Here is a 16,793-nt window from a genome sequence, read left to right as displayed (position 1 = left end):
CCATGATCTTTAGTCCTCATGATATGCCTCGCCCACAAAATCACGGATAGGCCCTTCCAGAACAGAACGACCAACGATATCTTCGTCTGCAAACGCATCAGAATCGCCCTCTGTATCCTCGGAACCCCAGGCGCTAGATTGTGTCTTCGCTAGGCCGGCGCCCGGGGCGGGAACATTAAACGAGGTAGTTTTACTGTTTCGCAAATGAGAGAGCGCATCAAAGCCCTCCGCGATCTCGGCATACAAGTTCCGCTTCTTCATCTTCCGCTCTTCCTTTTCATGAACCGATAGCCGTCTGAGCGCCTTCTTTCCTTACTATCCGGGAAATGGTTCGTCGTGCCCGGCAGCCCTACTCCTAATTATGGCCAGCCACTCTCCGTCGGTGAACTCCTTAGCCGCCAATATCAGACGACGGAACGGCTGGCTCTCCAGCTCAATTCGTTCGCTTCCGATGCACGGACCGACGTAACTCGGACCTCGCTTAGCGCTCAGGGCGAACCATTTCCTTATCCTCAATCCGCTTCGCCACCCACACCGTCGCCCCCCCACACCCGGCATCCTCCACCACATGCCGCACCACCTCAAACCCACCCCCCGCCAACAACTCCCGATACTCCGCCCCCTCCAAACTCCCGTGATACAGCGGCCGCCCTTCAAACTCCCCAATCGCCTCACCCAACCCAGTCCCACTCGTAAACATCAACACCGCCCCCGGCGCAGCCAACCGCCCGAACTCCCCAAACATCCCCCGCTGATCCTCTGGCGATAAATGAAAAAAGCTATGCCAAGCGATCAACCCATCAAACGGCCCCGCGACCGCCATCTGCCGCATATCCGCCGCAACCCACCGATGCTCAGGAAACGCCGCCTTCGCCCGATTCAATAACGGCACCGACGTATCCACACCCGTGATCCGGCAGCCTCGCTCAATCAGATACTGAGCAATCGGCACCCCAAACCCGCACCCAATATCCAACACCCGCGGACTCGCCCCCGGCAGCAGCGCCAGAAACGCATCCAGCCACGCGCGCTCGATCAGCCCCGTGCCTCGCTGCCGCACAAACGCATCGGCATGCTCCCGATAGATCGACACCACGTCATCAGCAGGCGACTTGGACATCTTCAAACTCCCGTAACGGCCACCACAAAACCCAGCCCCGTAGCGAGCGAATCAACCGCAAACGCCCGCGTCCCCATGGAAGCACTCCCAAGCCTCCGCTTCAACATCCTCAATCACCACCCCATCCTCACCCGCGATGGTGAATTGCTCCTGGCTATCGCCAATACTCGCCGCGCCATCCAACCCCAGCAGCAGCGAATACATCGTGTCCCGCAGCGCCAGATCCAAAATGCCACGCACCCCCTCAAGCTGCTCTGCCGACAACCCCAGCCCCCGCACCTTGGCCGCGACCGCACTGCCGCCATCCGCCGCCATGAACGTCTCCAACAGCTCACCCCGCAGCGCATTCCAGTTGCCAACAAATTCCTTCGCGTCCATTCGATTCCCTTAACGTGTCTCAACCCGCGGCCGCATACCCAATCCCAACCGCGATCCAATCAACCAAAAAACAAGGGCCGCATAATCGCGGCCCCTGCATTCACTACTTTCTAAAACCTCATCAAGCCTTGCGCACCTGAGCGATCAGCGCGTCCAGTTGCTTCAGCATCGAATCCACTTCCTCAGCCGTCACATTCAGCGCGGGCATGAAGCGCAGCAAATTCGGACGCGGCGCATTCAGCAGCAGACCTTCCGGCGCCTGATTACGCGCAGCCTCGACAATCGCCGGACCATCATCACGATCCATCACCAGCGCGCGCAGCAGACCCATGCCGCGTTCGCCCTTCATGCCGTACTTGGCCGAGATGGCCAGCAGGCCTTCGGACAGTTGCTTGGCACGCGCATTGACCGCGTCCATGAAGCCCGGCGCGACCAGCGCGTCGAAGACGGCGACGCCGACGGCGGTGGTCAGGGGATTGCCGTTGTAGGTGCCGCCTTGGTCGCCGTGCTGGAACACGCTGACTTCCTGGCGGGCCAGCAGGGCGGCCAGCGGCACGCCGCCGCCGATGCCCTTGGCCAGCGTCATGATGTCGGGGACGACACCAAAGTGCTGGTAGGCGAACATCTTGCCGGTGCGGCCCATGCCGGTCTGGACTTCGTCGACGATCAGCAGCAGTTGGTTTTCATCGGCCAGCTTGCGCAGGCCTTGCATGAATTCCTTGGTGGCGGGCAGCACGCCGCCTTCGCCTTGGACGGGTTCCAGCATGATGGCGACGGTCTTGTCGTCGATCAGCTTGCGCACGGATTCCAGGTCGTTCAGTTCGGCCTTGGGGAAGCCTTCGACCTGCGGGGCGAACATCTTGTCCCAGCCCGGCTTGCCCGACGCGGACATCGTTGCCAGCGTGCGGCCGTGGAAGCCGTGGTTCATGGTGATGATCTTGTAGGCGCCGTTCTTCTTGACCTGGCCCCACTTGCGCGCGAGCTTGATGGCGCCTTCGTTGGCTTCGCCGCCGCTGTTGGCGAAGAAGACGCGGTCAAAATCCGATGCGCCGGTCAGGCGCTGGGCCAGCTCGATCGAGGGGATGTTGTAGAACGCCGGCGACGGGTTCATCAGCTTTTGCGACTGTTCGACCAGCGCGCGCTGCATTTCGGGCGCGGAGTGGCCCAGGGTGTTCACCGCCCAGCCCTGCACGAAGTCCAGGTATCGCTTGCCCGCGTGATCCTCCAGCCAGGATCCCTTGCCGCTGACGAACACGAGGTCCGGGCGGGAGGTGATCTCCATGAGGGTGTCGACGTTGAACTGGCTGAATTCCATGGCGGTTCCTGCGGGATGTAAGGACAGGGGATGAGGGAAATTTCGGGGGATTCCCCCGGGGGGAAGCGCGAAAAGGCAAATGTAGCACCGACGGGGGGATGCTATCGTGACGCTACCCCTCCGATCTGCCCCGGGCCGGCCTCATAAGGGCTGCCAGCGCGGGCGCTCTATTTTATGCAGGCGATGCGCCCCTCGCGCGCAGTCCGCCGTCGCTTTTTACTGACCAATCATGAAACGTATTCTTTCCAGTCTTGCCGCCGGCCTGGCCTTGGCCGCCGCCATGACGCCCGCCCACGCGGAATATCCCGACCGTCCCATCCGCCTGATCGTGCCGTTCCCGCCGGGGCAGGCAACCGACATCTTTGCGCGCGCGCTGGCCGAGAAGCTGGGCGCGGCGGTCAAGCAGCCGATCGTGGTGGAGAACCGCGCGGGTGCGGGCAGCAATATCGGGATGGAGCAGGCGACGCGCGCGGCGCCGGATGGTTACACGCTGGTGATCGCGGGTAGCGCGGCGGCGGTGAATCAGACGCTGTACAAGACCATTAACTACAGCCTGACGAAGGACTTTGCGCCGGTGTCGGGGGTATTCTCGGTGCCGCTGATGTTCCTGGCGACGCCGGCCTCGGGGATTACGTCGCTGCAGCAGTTGGTGACGCAGGCGCGTGCGAATCCGGGCGAGCTGGCGTATGCCAGCGCGGGGATTGGCGGCACGCAGCATTTGTCGGCCGAGATGTTCAAGGCGGCGGCGGATATTGATATTCGCCACATTCCGTACAAGGGCAGCGGTCCGGCGCAGGCGGATTTTCTGGGGCATCAGGTGCCGCTGATGGTGGACTCGGTGACGGCGGGTTTGCCGCACGTGCAGAGCAAGAAGGCGGTAGCGCTGGCGGTGACGACGGCCAAGCGGCTGCCGCAGTTGCCGAATGTGCCGACGGCGGCGGAATCGGGGTATCCGGGGTTTGAGGCGATTGGCTGGGCGGCGGTGTTGGCGCCTAAGGGGACGCCTGCGGAGATTACCGATTCGCTTAGCAAGCAGATCGGGCAGGTGTTGAATACGCCGGAAATGCAGAAGTTCTTCCGGGATCGTGGCGCGGAACCGATGCCGTTGACGCCTGAGGCGACTGGGACGTTTATGACGGCCGAGGTCGAGAAGTGGGGCAAGGCGGTGAAGCAGTCGGGCGCGCAGGTGGATTGAGCGCGTTACTCGATTGACGTCGCTGCAAGCCGTCCCTGGATTAGGGACGGCTTTTTTGTTGGTGGCTTGGGGTCTGATTTCGGCGTTCTTTGGGAGGCCGGCGGCATCTTGCCAGGTGTCAGACACCCGTGCGGGGTCAGCTTGAACCTGCCGTGTTGTTTGCTGGGTGTCAGACACCTCCCGCCGTGGTTCTTGTGGAGGGGCTGGGATCTTGCCCAGGTGTCTGACACCCTTGTGAGATCCGTTTGAAATTGCCGCGCTGCTTGTTGGGTGTCTGACACCTTCTCGACCTTCGCACCGCGCGCCGCGATTGGGGGGTTTTTCTGGATGATCCATCCAGCTTCAGGTGGTTTATCGGGCGCGGGCGCTTGCCTAAGCTCGTAGCTCCATCGACACCTGAAGGAGATTTTCCATGGCGGACCATTCAATCAAGGGCAAGGTCGCGATCATTGCGGGCGGGGCGAAGAATCTGGGCGGGCTGATTGCGCGCGATCTGGCCGAGCAGGGCGCCCGCGCGGTGGCGATCCATTACAACAGTGCGGCATCGAAGGCCGAAGCCGAGGCGACCGTGGCGGCGGTGCAGGCGGCGGGCGCCAAGGCGGTGGCGTTGCAGGGCGACCTGACGACGGCAGCGGCGGTGGAGAAGCTGTTTGCCGACGCGGTGGCGGCGGTGGGCCGGCCGGATATCGCGATCAATACGGTGGGCAAGGTGCTCAAGAAGCCCTTCACCGAGATCAGCGAGGACGAATACGACGAGATGACGGCGGTAAATTCCAAGACGGCGTTTTTCTTTCTGCGCGAGGCGGGCCGGCACGTGAACGACAACGGCAAGGTGTGCACGCTGGTGACGTCGCTGCTGGGCGCCTTCACGCCGTTCTATGCGGCCTACGCGGGCACGAAGGCGCCGGTGGAGCATTACACGCGTGCGGCGGCCAAGGAGTTTGGGGCGCGGGGGATTTCGGTGACGGCGGTGGGGCCGGGGCCGATGGATACGCCGTTTTTCTATCCGGCCGAGGGGGACGATGCCGTGGCGTATCACAAGACCGCGGCGGCGCTGTCGCCGTTCAGCAAGACGGGGCTGACGGATATCGAGGACGTGGTGCCGTTCATCCGCCATCTGGTGAGCGACGGCTGGTGGATCACGGGGCAGACCATCCTTATCAATGGCGGCTATACGACCAAGTAGGCGGCAGACCAGGGAGAGCGGCATGCATATGGCAATGGTGATCGGAGGCGGCGCGGTGCTGTTGGGCGTGTTTCTGCTCTTCGGCAAGCTGTGGGGCGGCGATGCAGCGGCGCTGGCGGTGGCGGCCAAGGCGTTCATCCCCGTGTGGCTGGTGGTGTCGCTGGTGAACATGTGGGTGGGCGTGACCCACGCGGGCTACAGCGTGCGCGAGGAATTGCCGATTCTGGCGATCGTGTTTCTGGTGCCGGCGGCGCTGGCTGCCGTGGCGATTTGGCGTAGCGGCTGACGCGGCCTGGGAGTTGTCGGGCAGGCCACCATCGGGCGGTCAAGCAGGGGCCGCCAATCAAGCTCTCGCGTTCGGTTTCCACCAGACCGTCGAATCAGATCCCGATCAAGCTTTCGGCTTGGGTCTCCATCAGCCCGTCGAATCGGATCCCGATCAGCCCCCCAAATTGCGGCTATGCTTTTCATGCCCTGCGCGCGCGCCCCGTCAACGGGATGTGCGCGCTTTCCCGTTGCACCGTCCCACCGCATCGCCACATTCCGCCATGGACCGATTCGACCAATACCGCGTGTTTGCGCAGGTTGCCGAGATGGGCAGTTTCATCAAGGCGGCGCACGCGCTGGACGCGCCCCGGGCGTCCGTGTCCGCCGCCATCCAACAACTGGAAACCCAGCTTGGCGTGCGGCTGCTGCATCGCACGACCCGGCAGGTGCGGCTGACGGCGGACGGCGAGCAGCTGCTGGAGCGCGTGTTGCCGCTGCTGGCCGAGGTCGAAGACATCGACCAATTGTTCGAGGCGAGCGATCGCCAAGTGTCCGGCAAGCTCAGCATCGACGTGCCGAGCCGCGTGGCGCGGCGGTTGATCGCGCCCCAATTGCCCGGCTTGCTTCGCCGACACCCGCGCCTGCAGGTTGTTCTCAGTTCAACCGACCGCGCCATCGATCTGGTGCAGGAAGGGGTGGATTGCGCGGTACGCATCGGCGCGCTGCACGACAGCAGCCTGGTGGTGCGGCCGCTGGGCAGCGTTTCGCTCATCAATTGCGCCAGTCCGGCCTACTTGAGCGAACACGGCGAACCCGCGCGGCCGGAAGATCTGACGAGCGGGCATTGGGCTGTGGGGTATGCGTCGCCCACGACGGGACGGGAGCTGCCCTGGGAGTCGCCGTCAGCCGATGGCAGCGTCCGCCACGACTCGGTGCGCAGCCGGGTGGTGGTGAACAACGCCGAGAGTTATATCGCCTGCTGCCTTGCCGGGCTGGGTCTGATCCAGATTCCCCGGTTCGACGTGCAGCATCTGCTGGATGCGGGAGAGTTGGTCGAAGTCATGCCCACCGCACGCGCGGCGTCCATGCCGGTGTCGCTGCTGTATCCCCACCGCCGCCAGCGGTCGCGGCGGCTGGCTGTTTTTCATGAGTGGTTCGCGGGCGTGATGGCGCCCTATATCGACGGCTGACCCTCGACGCCCGCATCTCGACGGCCGCATCCGGAATTCTGATTCAACACCTGCCCCGCAGCGCGCACCGTCCAAAGCAGTGCCGGCATGCGCGCTCGCGGCGCATCGGCCGCACCATGACGGGGCGAGGAATGCACCACCCCCGCGTCGCGCCCAGTACATGAGACATGGCATGGAACTTGCATTGAATGCGTTTGTATACCGAATTGGTGTGCAACGCATTGACCCGGCCGGGCAGTGCGGGCCCTGGAGAGTTCCTCATGAAACGCAGATCCCTGTTGCTGTCCCTTTGCGCCGCCGCCACCCTGCTGGCCGCCCCTGTCTCGCATGCCGACGCGCTGGACGATATCGTCAAGGCGGGCGTGATCAAGATCGCGGTGCCGCAGGACTTTCCGCCGTTTGGGTCGGTGGGCTCGGACATGAAGCCGCTGGGCTATGACATCGACACCGCGCAGCTCATCGCCAAGCAGCTGGGCGTGAAGCTGGAACTGGTGCCGGTCACCAGCGCGAACCGCGTGCCCTACCTGCAGACCAAGAAGGTGGATCTGGTGATCTCCAGCATGGGCAAGAATGCCGAGCGCGAGAAGGCCATCGACTTCTCCGACGCCTACGCGCCGTTCTTCAACGGCGTGTTCGGCCCCGCTGAACTGAAGGTTTCTTCCGCCGCCGACTTGGCCGGCAAGACCATTGGCGTCACGCGCGGCGCGGTGGAAGACATCGAGCTGACCAAGATTGCGCCCGAGTCCGCCACGGTCAAACGTTACGAGGACAACAACGGCACGATCACCGCCTTTCTGTCGGGCCAGGTGCCGATGATCGCGACGGGCAACGTGGTGGCCGCGGCGATCCTGGCGCGCAATCCGCCCAAGAAGCCCGAAACAAAATTCCTGATCAAGAACTCGCCTTGCTATATCGGCCTGAACAAGGACGAACCGAAGCTGCGCGCCCGCGTGAACGACATCCTGGCGGCCGCCAAGCAGGATGGCTCGCTGTCGGCGATTTCGCAGAAATGGCTGGGCGCCGCACTGCCTAAGGATCTGTAGCCTAAGCGGCGGCCGTCATGGCTTACCAGTACGACTTCGCCTCGGTGTTCGAGTACACACCGGTGCTGCTCAAAGGCATCGGCGTGACGATCGAACTGATTGCGTTCGGCGCGGTGGCGGGCGTGGCGATCGGCATTGCGTGCGCCTGGGTGCGCACGCAGGGCCCGACGTGGCTGCGCGCGCCGGTCAGCGCGTATGTCGAGCTGATCCGGAACACGCCGTTTCTGATCCAGCTGTTTTTTGTGTTCTTCGGCCTGCCGTCGCTGGGCATCCAGCTTGGAGAAATGCAGGCGGCGTGCCTGGCGATGGCATTGAACCTGGGCGCCTACAGCACCGAGATCATCCGCGCCGGCATTGACGCCACGCCGCGTGGGCAGTACGAGGCGGGCGCGAGCCTTGCGCTGTCGCGGCTGCAGGTGTTCCGGCACGTTGTGCTGATGCCCGCGCTGATGCGGATCTGGCCGGCGCTGTCGTCGCAGATCGTGATCGTGATGCTTGGGTCGGCGGTGTGCTCGCAGATCGCGGCGGAGGACCTGACGTTTGCGGCGAACTTCATTCAGTCGCGCAATTTCCGGGCGTTCGAGGTGTATCTCGTGACGACCGGCATCTATCTGGCGCTGGCGGTGCTGCTGCGGCAGATCCTGCGTATGACCGGGCGGCGGCTGTTCCGCAAGGCGGCACGATGATCGAATTTTCCACCTGGGACATCGTGCGCAACCTGCTGCTGGCGGCGCGCTGGACGATCATTCTGTCTCTTGCAGCCTTTGCGGGCGGGGCGTTGATGGGCGTGCTGGCGCTGATGATGCGCACTTCGCGCGTGGCCGCGATGCGGCGCATCAGTTGGGCATACATCGAACTTTTTCAGGGCACGCCGCTGTTGATGCAGCTATTCCTGGCGTTCTTCGGGCTGTCGCTGATCGGCGTGGAGGTGCCGCCGTGGCTGGCCGCGGGCGCGGCGCTGACGTTGTGGTCGGGCGCGTTTCTGGCCGAGATCTGGCGTGGCTGCGTGGAGGCCATACCGAAGGGACAGTGGGAAGCGTCGGCCAGCCTGGCGCTGGGCTACGTGCAGCAGATGCGCTACGTGGTGCTGCCGCAGGCGCTGCGCATTGCGGTGGCGCCTACCGTCGGCTTTGCGGTGCAGATCGTCAAGAGCACGGCGCTGACGTCCATCATCGGCTTCACGGAACTGTCGAAGGCGGCCACGGTGATCACCAACGCCACCTTCAGCCCCTTCACCGTCTATGCCTGCGCGGCGCTGATCTATTTCGCGCTTTGCTGGCCCCTGTCGCGCCTCAGCCTTCGGCTGGAAAGGAAGTTGCATGCCCCTCATCGCCCTTGAAGACGTCCGCAAGCGGTTCGGCGACAACGAAGTGCTGAAAGGCGTGACGTTGCGCGTCGATCCTGGCGAGGTGATTGCCATCATCGGCAAGAGCGGCTCGGGCAAGAGCACGCTGCTGCGATGCATCAACGGGCTTGAGCAGATCGACGGCGGCGCGATCATGGTGGCGGACGCGCAGTTGGGCGATGACGAGCTGCGGCTGCGTGCGCTGCGGCTGAAGGTCGGGATGATCTTTCAGCAGTTCAACCTGTTTCCGCACCTGACGGTGGGGCGCAACGTGATGCTGTCGCCCATGGTGGCCAAGCGTGTGCCCGAGCGCGACGCCGCGGACATGGCGCGCGCCATGCTGACCCGGGTAGGGCTGGCGCACAAGTTCGACGCGTGGCCTGACGAATTGTCGGGCGGGCAGCAGCAGCGCGTGGCGATTGCGCGTGCGCTGGCGATGCAGCCGTTAGCGCTGTTGTGCGACGAGATCACGTCGGCGCTGGATCCGGAGCTGGTCAATGAGGTGCTGGCGGTGGTGCGCGAATTGGCGGCCGACGGCATGACGCTGTTGATGGTGACGCATGAGATGCGGTTTGCGCGCGAGGTCTGCGACCGGGTGGTGTTCATGCACCAGGGCCGGGTCCATGAGATCGGGCGGCCGGACGAACTCTTTACCGCGCCGGCCACGCCCGAGTTGCGGCAGTTTCTGGGGATGACGGATCTGGCGGCCGACCGGTAAAAATGCACCACCTGACCCGGTGCATGCGCCTCTATCGCGGGATGGGCGCGGTTCCTATATTGGGGTTGTCCGCAGCCGAATCTTGTAGTTTTTCTCCGGCGCGGTTTCACGCAACCTGAGCGATAAGGAGCGATGACATGGACAAGGACCGCATCAAGGGCACCGTCAAGGAAGTGAAGGGCGCCGTGAAGGAAACGGCCGGCAAGGTGACCGGCAGCACCAAGACCGAGGCAGAAGGAAAAATCGAGAAAACCGAGGGCAAGGTGCAGCGCAATGTAGGCGAGGCCAAGGATCAGGCACGGGACTTGCTGGACAAGTAATCGCGGCTGCCAGTTGGCATGACCCGCAACGTCCAATGAAACGCCCGAAGGAGAAGAAAATGACCCACCGTATTTGGCTTGCACTGTTGCTCGCGATCTCTGCCGTAACGGCCGGTTGCAACACGATGGAAGGTGCCGGCAAGGACATCGAACGGGGCGGGGAGAAGATCCAGAACCAGGCCAAGTAGGCGCAGGTGCCTGCATCCAAAGGTCGGCGCGTTGACGGCGCGCCGGCCTTTTTTCGTCTGTCCGGGCGGTAATATCTGCCGCGCGGCACGGCATTCGGACGGTAAAACGCAGACCTGAGACGGACCGTGGCTGCCGAATGCTGCCCGCAACGCCGGTGGGCGTTAGCGCGAAAAGCCCCGCGCGGCGATTTCCCAGATATCTTCCACGACGCCATCGCGCACGACCACCAGCCCGTCATGCAGGTTGAATGTTGGATCGACGTGCGACGGCACCAGTCGCAGCACCGCGCCCAGGTCGGGCGACTGCGCCCCCGGTTCCACACGCACGACGCCGTGCTCGTCGTTGATCGCGGTGTACGTGAGACCCGGTTCGCCAAAGATGGCGGGCGGGCCGCATTCCGCGGTGGTGGACTTGAGCCCCGCATCCAGGATCACGCGGTCGGGCGCCGGCTTGCTCATGACGGTGGCCAGCACGAAGAGGCTGTTTTCAAACGCTAGCGGGCCGTCCCATTCGTTCGCGCCGTAATCCCCATCCATGAAGGCATAGGAACCGGCCTGCAATTCGGTGAAGACGCCGCTGGCCGCATCGAATTCGGCGCTGCCGGTGCCGCCCCCGGTAATCGTGTCGCAGGCGATACCGCTTTCGCGCAGCAACTGCGCATAGGACGCCGCGATGCGCGCTGCCTGCCGGCACACTTCGGCGCGTTCTTCGCGCGTGCGGTAATGCTGCACCGACCCGTGATAGGCCTGCAAGCCGGCGAAGTTCACCCCGGGCAGGTCGCGCGCCTGCTGCGCCAGCGCCAGCACAAGGGCGTCGTCCGACACGCCGCAACGGCCCTGGCCGACGTCCACTTCGACCAGCACATCGATCTGCGCGCCCGCCTGCACCATGGCTTGCGATACCTGCGCCAGGTTGTGCGCGTTATCCACGCACACGCTGACCTTCGCCACGCGCGCAAGCTGCCCCAGCAATGCCAGCTTGGCGGGACCGACGACTTCGTTGCTGATGTGGATGTCCTGGATGCCGGCGGCCACAAAGGGCAGGGCTTCGCTGACCTTCTGGCAGCAGATGCCGCGCGCGCCCAGCTCAAGCTGTCGCAGGGCGATCTGCGGACACTTGTGCGCCTTGGCGTGCGGCCGCAGCGCGACGTCGTGGCGGTCGGCCCAGGCCTGCATCGCGCGCAGGTTGGCCTCGAAGGGCGTCAGGTCCAGCACGAGGCTGGGCGTATCGACGCGGGCCAAGGGATCGCCCGGTTGCGCGGGCGGGGGCAGCGCAATGCCGCGTATGACTTCCTGGGACATCCTGTTGACTCCGTAGTCTGACTGCTTGAGAGGTAACACGCGCATAACCAAAGCGGGACCACCCATAACCAAACGGGCGATGCACCCCCAGGTAAACGATAGCCCCGTAACCATTGGCTACCAGTGGGCGACATGACAGAATTTCATCATGAAAACGGCCCCCAAGGGGAGGCCCATTTCCGGCGCGGCAACGCTGCCGCGCCGGCGATGACAAAGACGAACCACGTCACCCGACAGACCTGTCAACAAGTACCGGAGAAGCTCGCATGAAACTCAAGCACTGGATCACCGCCCTGACCGTCGCGGTCGCCGCTGTCGGCGCCACCAGTTCGGCACAAGCCCAGCAGTTTTTCCGCATCGGCACGGGCGGCACCGCGGGCACGTATTACCCGATCGGCGGCATCATCGGCAACGCCGTGTCGCAACCCGGCAAGCTGATCGCCACGGCGGTTGCCTCGAACGGGTCGGTCGCCAACATCAACGGCATCATGGGCGGCTCGTTCGAAGCCGGCTTCACGCAGTCGGACGTGGCGTTCTGGGCCTACAGCGGCACCGGCACGTTCGAAGGCAAGCCCAAGGCGCAGGACCTGCGCCTGATCTCCACGCTGTATCCCGAGAGCATCCATCTGGTGACGCGCAAGGGTTCCGGCATCAAGGGCGTGGCCGACCTGAAGGGCAAGCGCGTGTCGATGGACGAGCCGGGCTCCGGCACGCTGGTCGACGTGCGCCTGATCCTGGGCGCGTACGGCATGACCGACAAGGACGTGAAGGCCGAATACCTGAAACCCAACCAGGCGGGCGACAAGCTCAAGGACGGCGGCCTGGACGCGTTCTTCTTCGTGGGCGGCGCGCCGGCCGGCGCCATCGCCGAACTGGCCTCCACGGGCAACATCGAGCTCGTGTCGCTGGTGGGTCCGGAAATCGACGCGCTGCGCGCCAAGCAGGAATTCTTCACGCCGGACGTCATTACCGCCAACACGTACCAGAACATCCCCGAGGTCAAGACCATCTCGGTGAACGCGCAGATGGTGACGTCGGCCAAGATCCCCGAGCAGACGGTGTATGAGGTGACCAAGGCGCTGTACAGCGACGCCACGCGCAAGACGCTGGACGCCGGCCACGCCAAGGGCAAGCTGATCACCCGCGAAAACGCGACGAAAGGCGCGGGCATCCCGTTCCACCCCGGCGCCGAGAAGTTCTACAAAGAAATCGGTTTGCTGAAATAAGCCCCCCCGTGCGCCTGCGGCGCTTCCCCCAGGGGCGCCGGTGGCGGACCGGCAGAGCCGGATCCGCGCGGCCCCGCTCGGACGGATCGGGTTCTTTATGCGGATTGCTTGCCTCTGAAGGGGTGGGCGAACTGTCGTAGTTCTTTATGTCGGCGGCGATTGCTTTCGCGCCGCATCTGAGCAGGGCCGCCGTTGTGCGGCCCTGCTTGTTGAATCATCTTGAGAATCACCGCGATGGAAATCGATCACGAGAAAACCCAGAAGCTGGCGGAAAAGTACGATTCGGAAATCCGCTTCCGGCCGCTGGACAAGACTGCCACGTGGATCGTCTCGGGCCTGCTGGTCAGCCTCTCGATCTTTCATTACTACACCGCCGGCTTTGGCCTGCTGCGCGAGGCGACGCACCGTGGCGTGCACCTGGCCTTCGTGCTGAGCCTGATCTTCCTGGTCTTCGGCTTTTCCAAGTCGCATTACCAGCGCGAACCCAAGTCGACCTGGTATGCGCCGGGCGGCATTCCGCTGTACGACTGGATCATTGCGATCGCGCTGGCCCTGTCGGTGCTGTACATCCCGTACATCTTCGAGGACCTGGCGTTCCGCGTGGGCAATCCGCTGCCGCAGGACGTGCTGATGGGCTCGATCCTGCTGATCGGCCTTTTGGAAGCCACGCGGCGCGCGATGGGCTGGCCGCTGCCGATCATTGCGATCGTGTTCATGGCGTACGCGATGTTCGGGCCGTACTTTCCCGGGTTGCTCAAGCACGCGGGCAATACGTGGTCGCAGGTCGTCAACCATATGTATCTGACCAGCCAGGGCGTGTACGGCGTGGCGGTGGGGGTGGTGGCGACCTACGTATTCCACTTCGTGCTGTTCGGCGTGCTGGCCACCCGCATCGGGCTGGGCCAGTTGTTCCTGGATGTGGCCTCGACCGTGGCGGGGCGTTACGCGGGCGGACCGGCCAAGGTATCGGTGTTCGGCTCGGCGATGTTCGGCATGATTTCGGGGTCATCGGTGGCCAACGCCGTGACGGTGGGGTCGCTGACCATTCCGGCGATGATCCGCGTGGGCTACCCACGCCATTTCGCGGCGGGCGTGGAAGCCGCCAGCAGCACGGGCGGGCAGATCACGCCGCCCATCATGGGCGCGGCCGCGTTCCTGATGATCGAGTTCCTGGGTATTCCGTACCAGCAGATTGCGATCGCGGGCATCTTCCCGGCGTTCCTGTACTTCTTCGGCATGTTCATGCAGGTGCACTTCGAGGCCAAGCGTGAAGGCCTGCGCGGGCTGACCGCCGAGGAAATGCCCAAGCTCAAGCAGTCGTTCAAGATGCGCTGGCCCACGCTGATTCCGCTGGCGATGCTGATCGGCATGCTGGCCAGCGGCCGCACGCCGTACCTGGCGGCCTTCGCGGGCATCACGGGCTGCATCGTGGTGGGCATCCTCAATCCGTACACGCGGCTGCGGTTGCGCGACCTGTACGAAGCCTTTGAAACCGGCGCGAAGTACGCGCTGGCGGTCGGCGCGGCCGCCGGCACGGTGGGCATCGTGATCGGCGTGGTGACGTTGACGGGCGTGGGATTCAAGATCTCGTACATCGTGATCGCCGCGTCGCAGGCGCTGGCGGCGGGCGCAGCGTTCTTCCTGCCCGAGGCCATGACGGACATGCAGTCGCTGACGCTGGTCGCAGCCCTGGTGATGACCGGCATCGTCTGCATCCTGATGGGCTGCGGCGTGCCCACGACCGCCAACTACCTCATCATGGTGGCGGTGGCGGCGCCGACGCTGGTGCAGCTGGGGGTGCAGCCCATTGCGGCGCACTTCTTCGTGTTCTATTTCGGCATCCTGGCGGACATCACGCCCCCGGTGGCGCTGGCCGCATACGCGGCGGCGGGCATGGCGGGCAGCGATCCCTTCAAGACCGGGAACACGGCGTTCCGGCTGGGCATCACCAAGCTGATCGTGCCGTTTGTCTTCGTGTTCTCGCCGTCGCTGCTGATTTCGGTGCAGGGGTTCACCTGGTACGAGTTCTTCGTGACCCTGCTCGGCTGCATGGTCGGCCTGGTGTTGCTGTCGGCGGCCCTGTCGCGTTTCATGCTGGTCGGCATGAAGAGCTGGGAGCGGTGGCTGTGCACCATTGGCGCGCTGTTGACCATCATTCCGGGATTGACCAGCGGCATCATCGGATTGGTGATTTGCATCCCCGTCTTCATCCGCCAGCTGGCGGGCCTGAAACTGGAGAACGCGCCTAAAGCCGTGTAACGCAGGACGCTGAAAGCAAAAAAGGGGCGGATCCGTGCGGGACCGCCCCTTTTTGCTGAATCAGCCATTTTGCCCGCATTTGGGTGCAAAATAGGCGTCCTTGCGTGCAAGGTGACGTAGTACAACATCCGCCTTTTCCCCGGTTGCCCGGCAAAATAAATCGGCGTAAAGTAAAATTCATGTTTGCTGGTCTGCCGATATGCGGGCCGACTGTGCAAACAGGCACAAACTGCGCCATATGTTCGATATCCTGGTCTATCTGTTCGAGAATTACTACACGCCTCAGGCCTGTCCTGCTGCCGATGTGCTCGCCAAGCGGCTCGCCGCTGCCGGTTTCGAGCACGAGGACATCGACGACGCGCTCGGTTGGCTGTATGGCCTTGCCGAGACCACCGAACGGTGCGTCGACCTGGCCCAGGCTCCCACGTCCGGAACCCGGATCTACACCGATAACGAATACCAACAGCTCGGCACCGAGTCCATCGGCTTCATCGCCTTTCTGGAATCGGCCGGCGTGCTGCCCGCGCCCCTGCGCGAGATCGTTATCGACCGAGGCCTGGCCTCGCCGGAAACGCCCGTGCCGCTCTCCAAGATCAAGATCATTGCCCTCATGGTTCTCTGGAGCCAGGAAGCCGAGATCGACAATCTGGTCCTCGAAGAGCTGCTCGACGAAGAAGGCGGGCGCCTGCTGCATTGAGCACGCGTTCCCGCGCCACGCTTTTCCACCCCTCAGCCCGCGCCTGATCGTGCGGGCTGAAGTCTTGTTCACGTTCCCTTGAATTACGTTGGCCGCTTCGCCCCAAGTCCCAGCGGACCGCTGCATGCGGGCTCGCTGGCGACCGCGCTGGCAAGCTGGCTGGACGCGCGCGCGCAGCGCGGGCGCTGGCTGCTGCGCATCGAGGACGTGGACACGCCGCGCACGGTGCCGGGCGCCGCGGACGTCATCATGGGACAGTTGCAGGCGCTGGGACTGGTCTGGGACGGCGAGATCGTCTGGCAGTCCCAACGCAACGAGGCCTACCAGGCCGCGTTTGATGCGCTTGCAGCGCAAGGCCTGATCTATGGCTGCGGCTGCACGCGCCGCGAAATCGCCGATTCGGCGCTGCGCGGCCAGACCGCGCCGGGCGCCGATGGCGAAAGACCGTATCCCGGCACCTGCCGTAATGGACTGCCGGCGGGACGCGAGGCCCGCGCGTGGCGGTTGCGCGTGCCCGACGGCGTGGAGCGCTTCGAGGATCGCTGGCTCGGCGCGCAGGAGCAAGACGTGGCGCAGGCAGTCGGGGATTTTGCGCTGCGGCGGGCCGACGGGCTGTGGGCGTATCAATTAGCCGTGGTGGTGGACGATGCCGCCCAGGGAGTGACTGACGTGGTGCGAGGCGCCGATCTGCTCAGCTCCACGGCGCGTCAGCGTGTGCTGGGGCGCCTGTTGGGATTGCCGCCACTGCGCTACCTGCACGTGCCGTTGATTCTGGACCCGGCCAGCGGTTTGAAACTGTCGAAGCAGAATGGCGCACCGGCGATCGACACCAGCGCACCGATGCCGGCCCTGCAAACCGCGTGGGCGGCATTGGGATTTACGCCGCTGCCCGCTGCGGATGTCGCGACCTTTCTGCAGGACGCCACCGCGCGCTGGGCCGAGCGGTTTCCCGGCTGAGCGGCGGCTTTGCGCGAGAGATTGAATCCGCGCGAATCCGGGTCAAACCGATGCCCGCCCGGAAACGCCCGGCACGCTTAACGCTGC

Annotated in this window: 19 protein-coding genes; 14 read left to right on the top strand and 5 right to left on the bottom strand. The window is 64.2% G+C overall.

The window, feature by feature from the left end; all coding sequences use genetic code 11:
* Positions 1-9 precede the first annotated feature (9 nt).
* The 4 genes from RT697_RS11965 to RT697_RS11950 all read right to left on the bottom strand — a co-directional run bounded on the left by RT697_RS11965 (position 10) and on the right by RT697_RS11950 (position 2,813).
* A complete protein-coding gene (locus tag RT697_RS11965; RefSeq protein ID WP_313699083.1) occupies positions 10-261 on the bottom strand; it encodes a hypothetical protein in 252 nt (83 codons plus the stop codon).
* Positions 262-481: 220 nt separating this feature from the next.
* Positions 482-1,120 carry a class I SAM-dependent methyltransferase gene (locus tag RT697_RS11960; RefSeq protein ID WP_313699081.1) on the bottom strand — a complete coding sequence of 213 codons (639 nt, stop codon included), beginning with the start codon at positions 1,118-1,120 and terminating at the stop codon, positions 482-484.
* A gap of 51 nt (positions 1,121-1,171) precedes the next feature.
* Complete coding sequence (locus tag RT697_RS11955) at positions 1,172-1,498, bottom strand: hypothetical protein (RefSeq protein ID WP_313699079.1); 327 nt, start codon at positions 1,496-1,498, stop codon at positions 1,172-1,174.
* Between the two features lie 121 nt (positions 1,499-1,619).
* Positions 1,620-2,813, bottom strand: coding sequence for an acetylornithine transaminase (locus tag RT697_RS11950; protein WP_313065489.1), 1,194 nt, complete (start codon positions 2,811-2,813; stop codon positions 1,620-1,622).
* A 229-nt stretch (positions 2,814-3,042) separates the two neighbouring features.
* Between RT697_RS11950 and RT697_RS11945 the strand changes: the two genes are divergently transcribed.
* The 10 genes from RT697_RS11945 (at position 3,043) to RT697_RS11900 (ending at position 10,265) form a co-directional block, all read left to right on the top strand.
* Positions 3,043-4,008, top strand: a complete 966-nt coding sequence (locus tag RT697_RS11945; RefSeq protein ID WP_313699077.1) for a tripartite tricarboxylate transporter substrate binding protein — start codon at positions 3,043-3,045, stop codon at positions 4,006-4,008.
* A 412-nt stretch (positions 4,009-4,420) separates the two neighbouring features.
* Positions 4,421-5,194 carry an SDR family oxidoreductase gene (locus RT697_RS11940; protein WP_286939858.1) on the top strand — a complete coding sequence of 258 codons (774 nt, stop codon included), beginning with the start codon at positions 4,421-4,423 and terminating at the stop codon, positions 5,192-5,194.
* A 22-nt stretch (positions 5,195-5,216) separates the two neighbouring features.
* Positions 5,217-5,480 carry a hypothetical protein gene (locus RT697_RS11935; protein ID WP_279971353.1) on the top strand — a complete coding sequence of 88 codons (264 nt, stop codon included), beginning with the start codon at positions 5,217-5,219 and terminating at the stop codon, positions 5,478-5,480.
* Positions 5,481-5,742: 262 nt separating this feature from the next.
* Entirely contained in the window at positions 5,743-6,651 is a 909-nt protein-coding gene (locus RT697_RS11930; protein ID WP_313699075.1) for a LysR family transcriptional regulator, read from the top strand.
* Between the two features lie 260 nt (positions 6,652-6,911).
* Positions 6,912-7,694: a transporter substrate-binding domain-containing protein gene (locus RT697_RS11925; RefSeq protein ID WP_313699074.1), complete on the top strand. Its 783-nt coding sequence runs from the start codon at positions 6,912-6,914 to the stop codon at positions 7,692-7,694.
* A gap of 17 nt (positions 7,695-7,711) precedes the next feature.
* Complete coding sequence (locus tag RT697_RS11920; RefSeq protein WP_313699072.1) at positions 7,712-8,380, top strand: amino acid ABC transporter permease; 669 nt, start codon at positions 7,712-7,714, stop codon at positions 8,378-8,380.
* Positions 8,377-9,033, top strand: a complete 657-nt coding sequence (locus RT697_RS11915; protein WP_218342426.1) for an amino acid ABC transporter permease — start codon at positions 8,377-8,379, stop codon at positions 9,031-9,033. The genes RT697_RS11920 and RT697_RS11915 overlap by 4 nt, the downstream gene beginning before the upstream one ends.
* Positions 9,014-9,757: an amino acid ABC transporter ATP-binding protein gene (locus tag RT697_RS11910; RefSeq protein WP_313699070.1), complete on the top strand. Its 744-nt coding sequence runs from the start codon at positions 9,014-9,016 to the stop codon at positions 9,755-9,757. Before RT697_RS11915 ends, RT697_RS11910 begins: the two co-directional genes overlap by 20 nt.
* 137 nt (positions 9,758-9,894) lie before the next feature.
* Positions 9,895-10,077 carry a CsbD family protein gene (locus RT697_RS11905; RefSeq protein WP_313699069.1) on the top strand — a complete coding sequence of 61 codons (183 nt, stop codon included), beginning with the start codon at positions 9,895-9,897 and terminating at the stop codon, positions 10,075-10,077.
* 59 nt (positions 10,078-10,136) lie between these two features.
* Positions 10,137-10,265: an entericidin A/B family lipoprotein gene (locus RT697_RS11900; protein ID WP_175185513.1), complete on the top strand. Its 129-nt coding sequence runs from the start codon at positions 10,137-10,139 to the stop codon at positions 10,263-10,265.
* Positions 10,266-10,427: 162 nt separating this feature from the next.
* Here the strand turns inward: RT697_RS11900 and RT697_RS11895 are convergent, their stop codons facing one another.
* Complete coding sequence (locus RT697_RS11895) at positions 10,428-11,567, bottom strand: DSD1 family PLP-dependent enzyme (protein ID WP_313699066.1); 1,140 nt, start codon at positions 11,565-11,567, stop codon at positions 10,428-10,430.
* A 266-nt stretch (positions 11,568-11,833) separates the two neighbouring features.
* Here RT697_RS11895 and RT697_RS11890 point away from each other — a divergent pair, with 266 nt between their 5' ends.
* From RT697_RS11890 to gluQRS, 4 genes are all read left to right on the top strand, one after another.
* Positions 11,834-12,793, top strand: coding sequence for a TAXI family TRAP transporter solute-binding subunit (locus RT697_RS11890; protein WP_175125813.1), 960 nt, complete (start codon positions 11,834-11,836; stop codon positions 12,791-12,793).
* A 234-nt stretch (positions 12,794-13,027) separates the two neighbouring features.
* Positions 13,028-15,052, top strand: coding sequence for a TRAP transporter permease (locus RT697_RS11885; RefSeq protein WP_313699065.1), 2,025 nt, complete (start codon positions 13,028-13,030; stop codon positions 15,050-15,052).
* A 238-nt stretch (positions 15,053-15,290) separates the two neighbouring features.
* The gene (locus RT697_RS11880; protein ID WP_056565848.1) at positions 15,291-15,749 is read left to right on the top strand and encodes a DUF494 family protein; all 459 of its coding nucleotides are present in this window, start codon (positions 15,291-15,293) and stop codon (positions 15,747-15,749) included.
* 78 nt (positions 15,750-15,827) lie between these two features.
* On the top strand, positions 15,828-16,706 hold the full coding sequence (gene gluQRS, locus RT697_RS11875) for a tRNA glutamyl-Q(34) synthetase GluQRS (RefSeq protein ID WP_313699063.1): 879 nt from the start codon (positions 15,828-15,830) through the stop codon (positions 16,704-16,706).
* Positions 16,707-16,793 lie beyond the last annotated feature (87 nt).

It is taken from the genome of Achromobacter sp., from assembly GCF_032113835.1.
In the GTDB taxonomy this organism is placed as follows: Bacteria; Pseudomonadota; Gammaproteobacteria; order Burkholderiales; family Burkholderiaceae_B; genus Achromobacter.
This window is presented reverse-complemented; position numbering and strand designations above follow the sequence as displayed.

Coding starts and splice junctions, on each gene's coding strand:
- RT697_RS11950 (WP_313065489.1), bottom strand. CDS start 2,813: ATGGAATTCAGCCAGTTCAACGTCGACACCCTCATGGAGATCACCTCC.
- RT697_RS11965 (WP_313699083.1), bottom strand. CDS start 261: ATGAAGAAGCGGAACTTGTATGCCGAGATCGCGGAGGGCTTTGATGCG.
- RT697_RS11915 (WP_218342426.1), top strand. CDS start 8,377: ATGATCGAATTTTCCACCTGGGACATCGTGCGCAACCTGCTGCTGGCG.
- RT697_RS11935 (WP_279971353.1), top strand. CDS start 5,217: ATGCATATGGCAATGGTGATCGGAGGCGGCGCGGTGCTGTTGGGCGTG.
- RT697_RS11960 (WP_313699081.1), bottom strand. CDS start 1,120: ATGTCCAAGTCGCCTGCTGATGACGTGGTGTCGATCTATCGGGAGCAT.
- RT697_RS11925 (WP_313699074.1), top strand. CDS start 6,912: ATGAAACGCAGATCCCTGTTGCTGTCCCTTTGCGCCGCCGCCACCCTG.
- RT697_RS11940 (WP_286939858.1), top strand. CDS start 4,421: ATGGCGGACCATTCAATCAAGGGCAAGGTCGCGATCATTGCGGGCGGG.
- RT697_RS11880 (WP_056565848.1), top strand. CDS start 15,291: ATGTTCGATATCCTGGTCTATCTGTTCGAGAATTACTACACGCCTCAG.
- RT697_RS11895 (WP_313699066.1), bottom strand. CDS start 11,567: ATGTCCCAGGAAGTCATACGCGGCATTGCGCTGCCCCCGCCCGCGCAA.
- RT697_RS11885 (WP_313699065.1), top strand. CDS start 13,028: ATGGAAATCGATCACGAGAAAACCCAGAAGCTGGCGGAAAAGTACGAT.
- RT697_RS11900 (WP_175185513.1), top strand. CDS start 10,137: ATGACCCACCGTATTTGGCTTGCACTGTTGCTCGCGATCTCTGCCGTA.
- RT697_RS11905 (WP_313699069.1), top strand. CDS start 9,895: ATGGACAAGGACCGCATCAAGGGCACCGTCAAGGAAGTGAAGGGCGCC.
- RT697_RS11930 (WP_313699075.1), top strand. CDS start 5,743: ATGGACCGATTCGACCAATACCGCGTGTTTGCGCAGGTTGCCGAGATG.
- RT697_RS11955 (WP_313699079.1), bottom strand. CDS start 1,498: ATGGACGCGAAGGAATTTGTTGGCAACTGGAATGCGCTGCGGGGTGAG.
- RT697_RS11920 (WP_313699072.1), top strand. CDS start 7,712: ATGGCTTACCAGTACGACTTCGCCTCGGTGTTCGAGTACACACCGGTG.
- RT697_RS11910 (WP_313699070.1), top strand. CDS start 9,014: ATGCCCCTCATCGCCCTTGAAGACGTCCGCAAGCGGTTCGGCGACAAC.
- RT697_RS11945 (WP_313699077.1), top strand. CDS start 3,043: ATGAAACGTATTCTTTCCAGTCTTGCCGCCGGCCTGGCCTTGGCCGCC.
- RT697_RS11890 (WP_175125813.1), top strand. CDS start 11,834: ATGAAACTCAAGCACTGGATCACCGCCCTGACCGTCGCGGTCGCCGCT.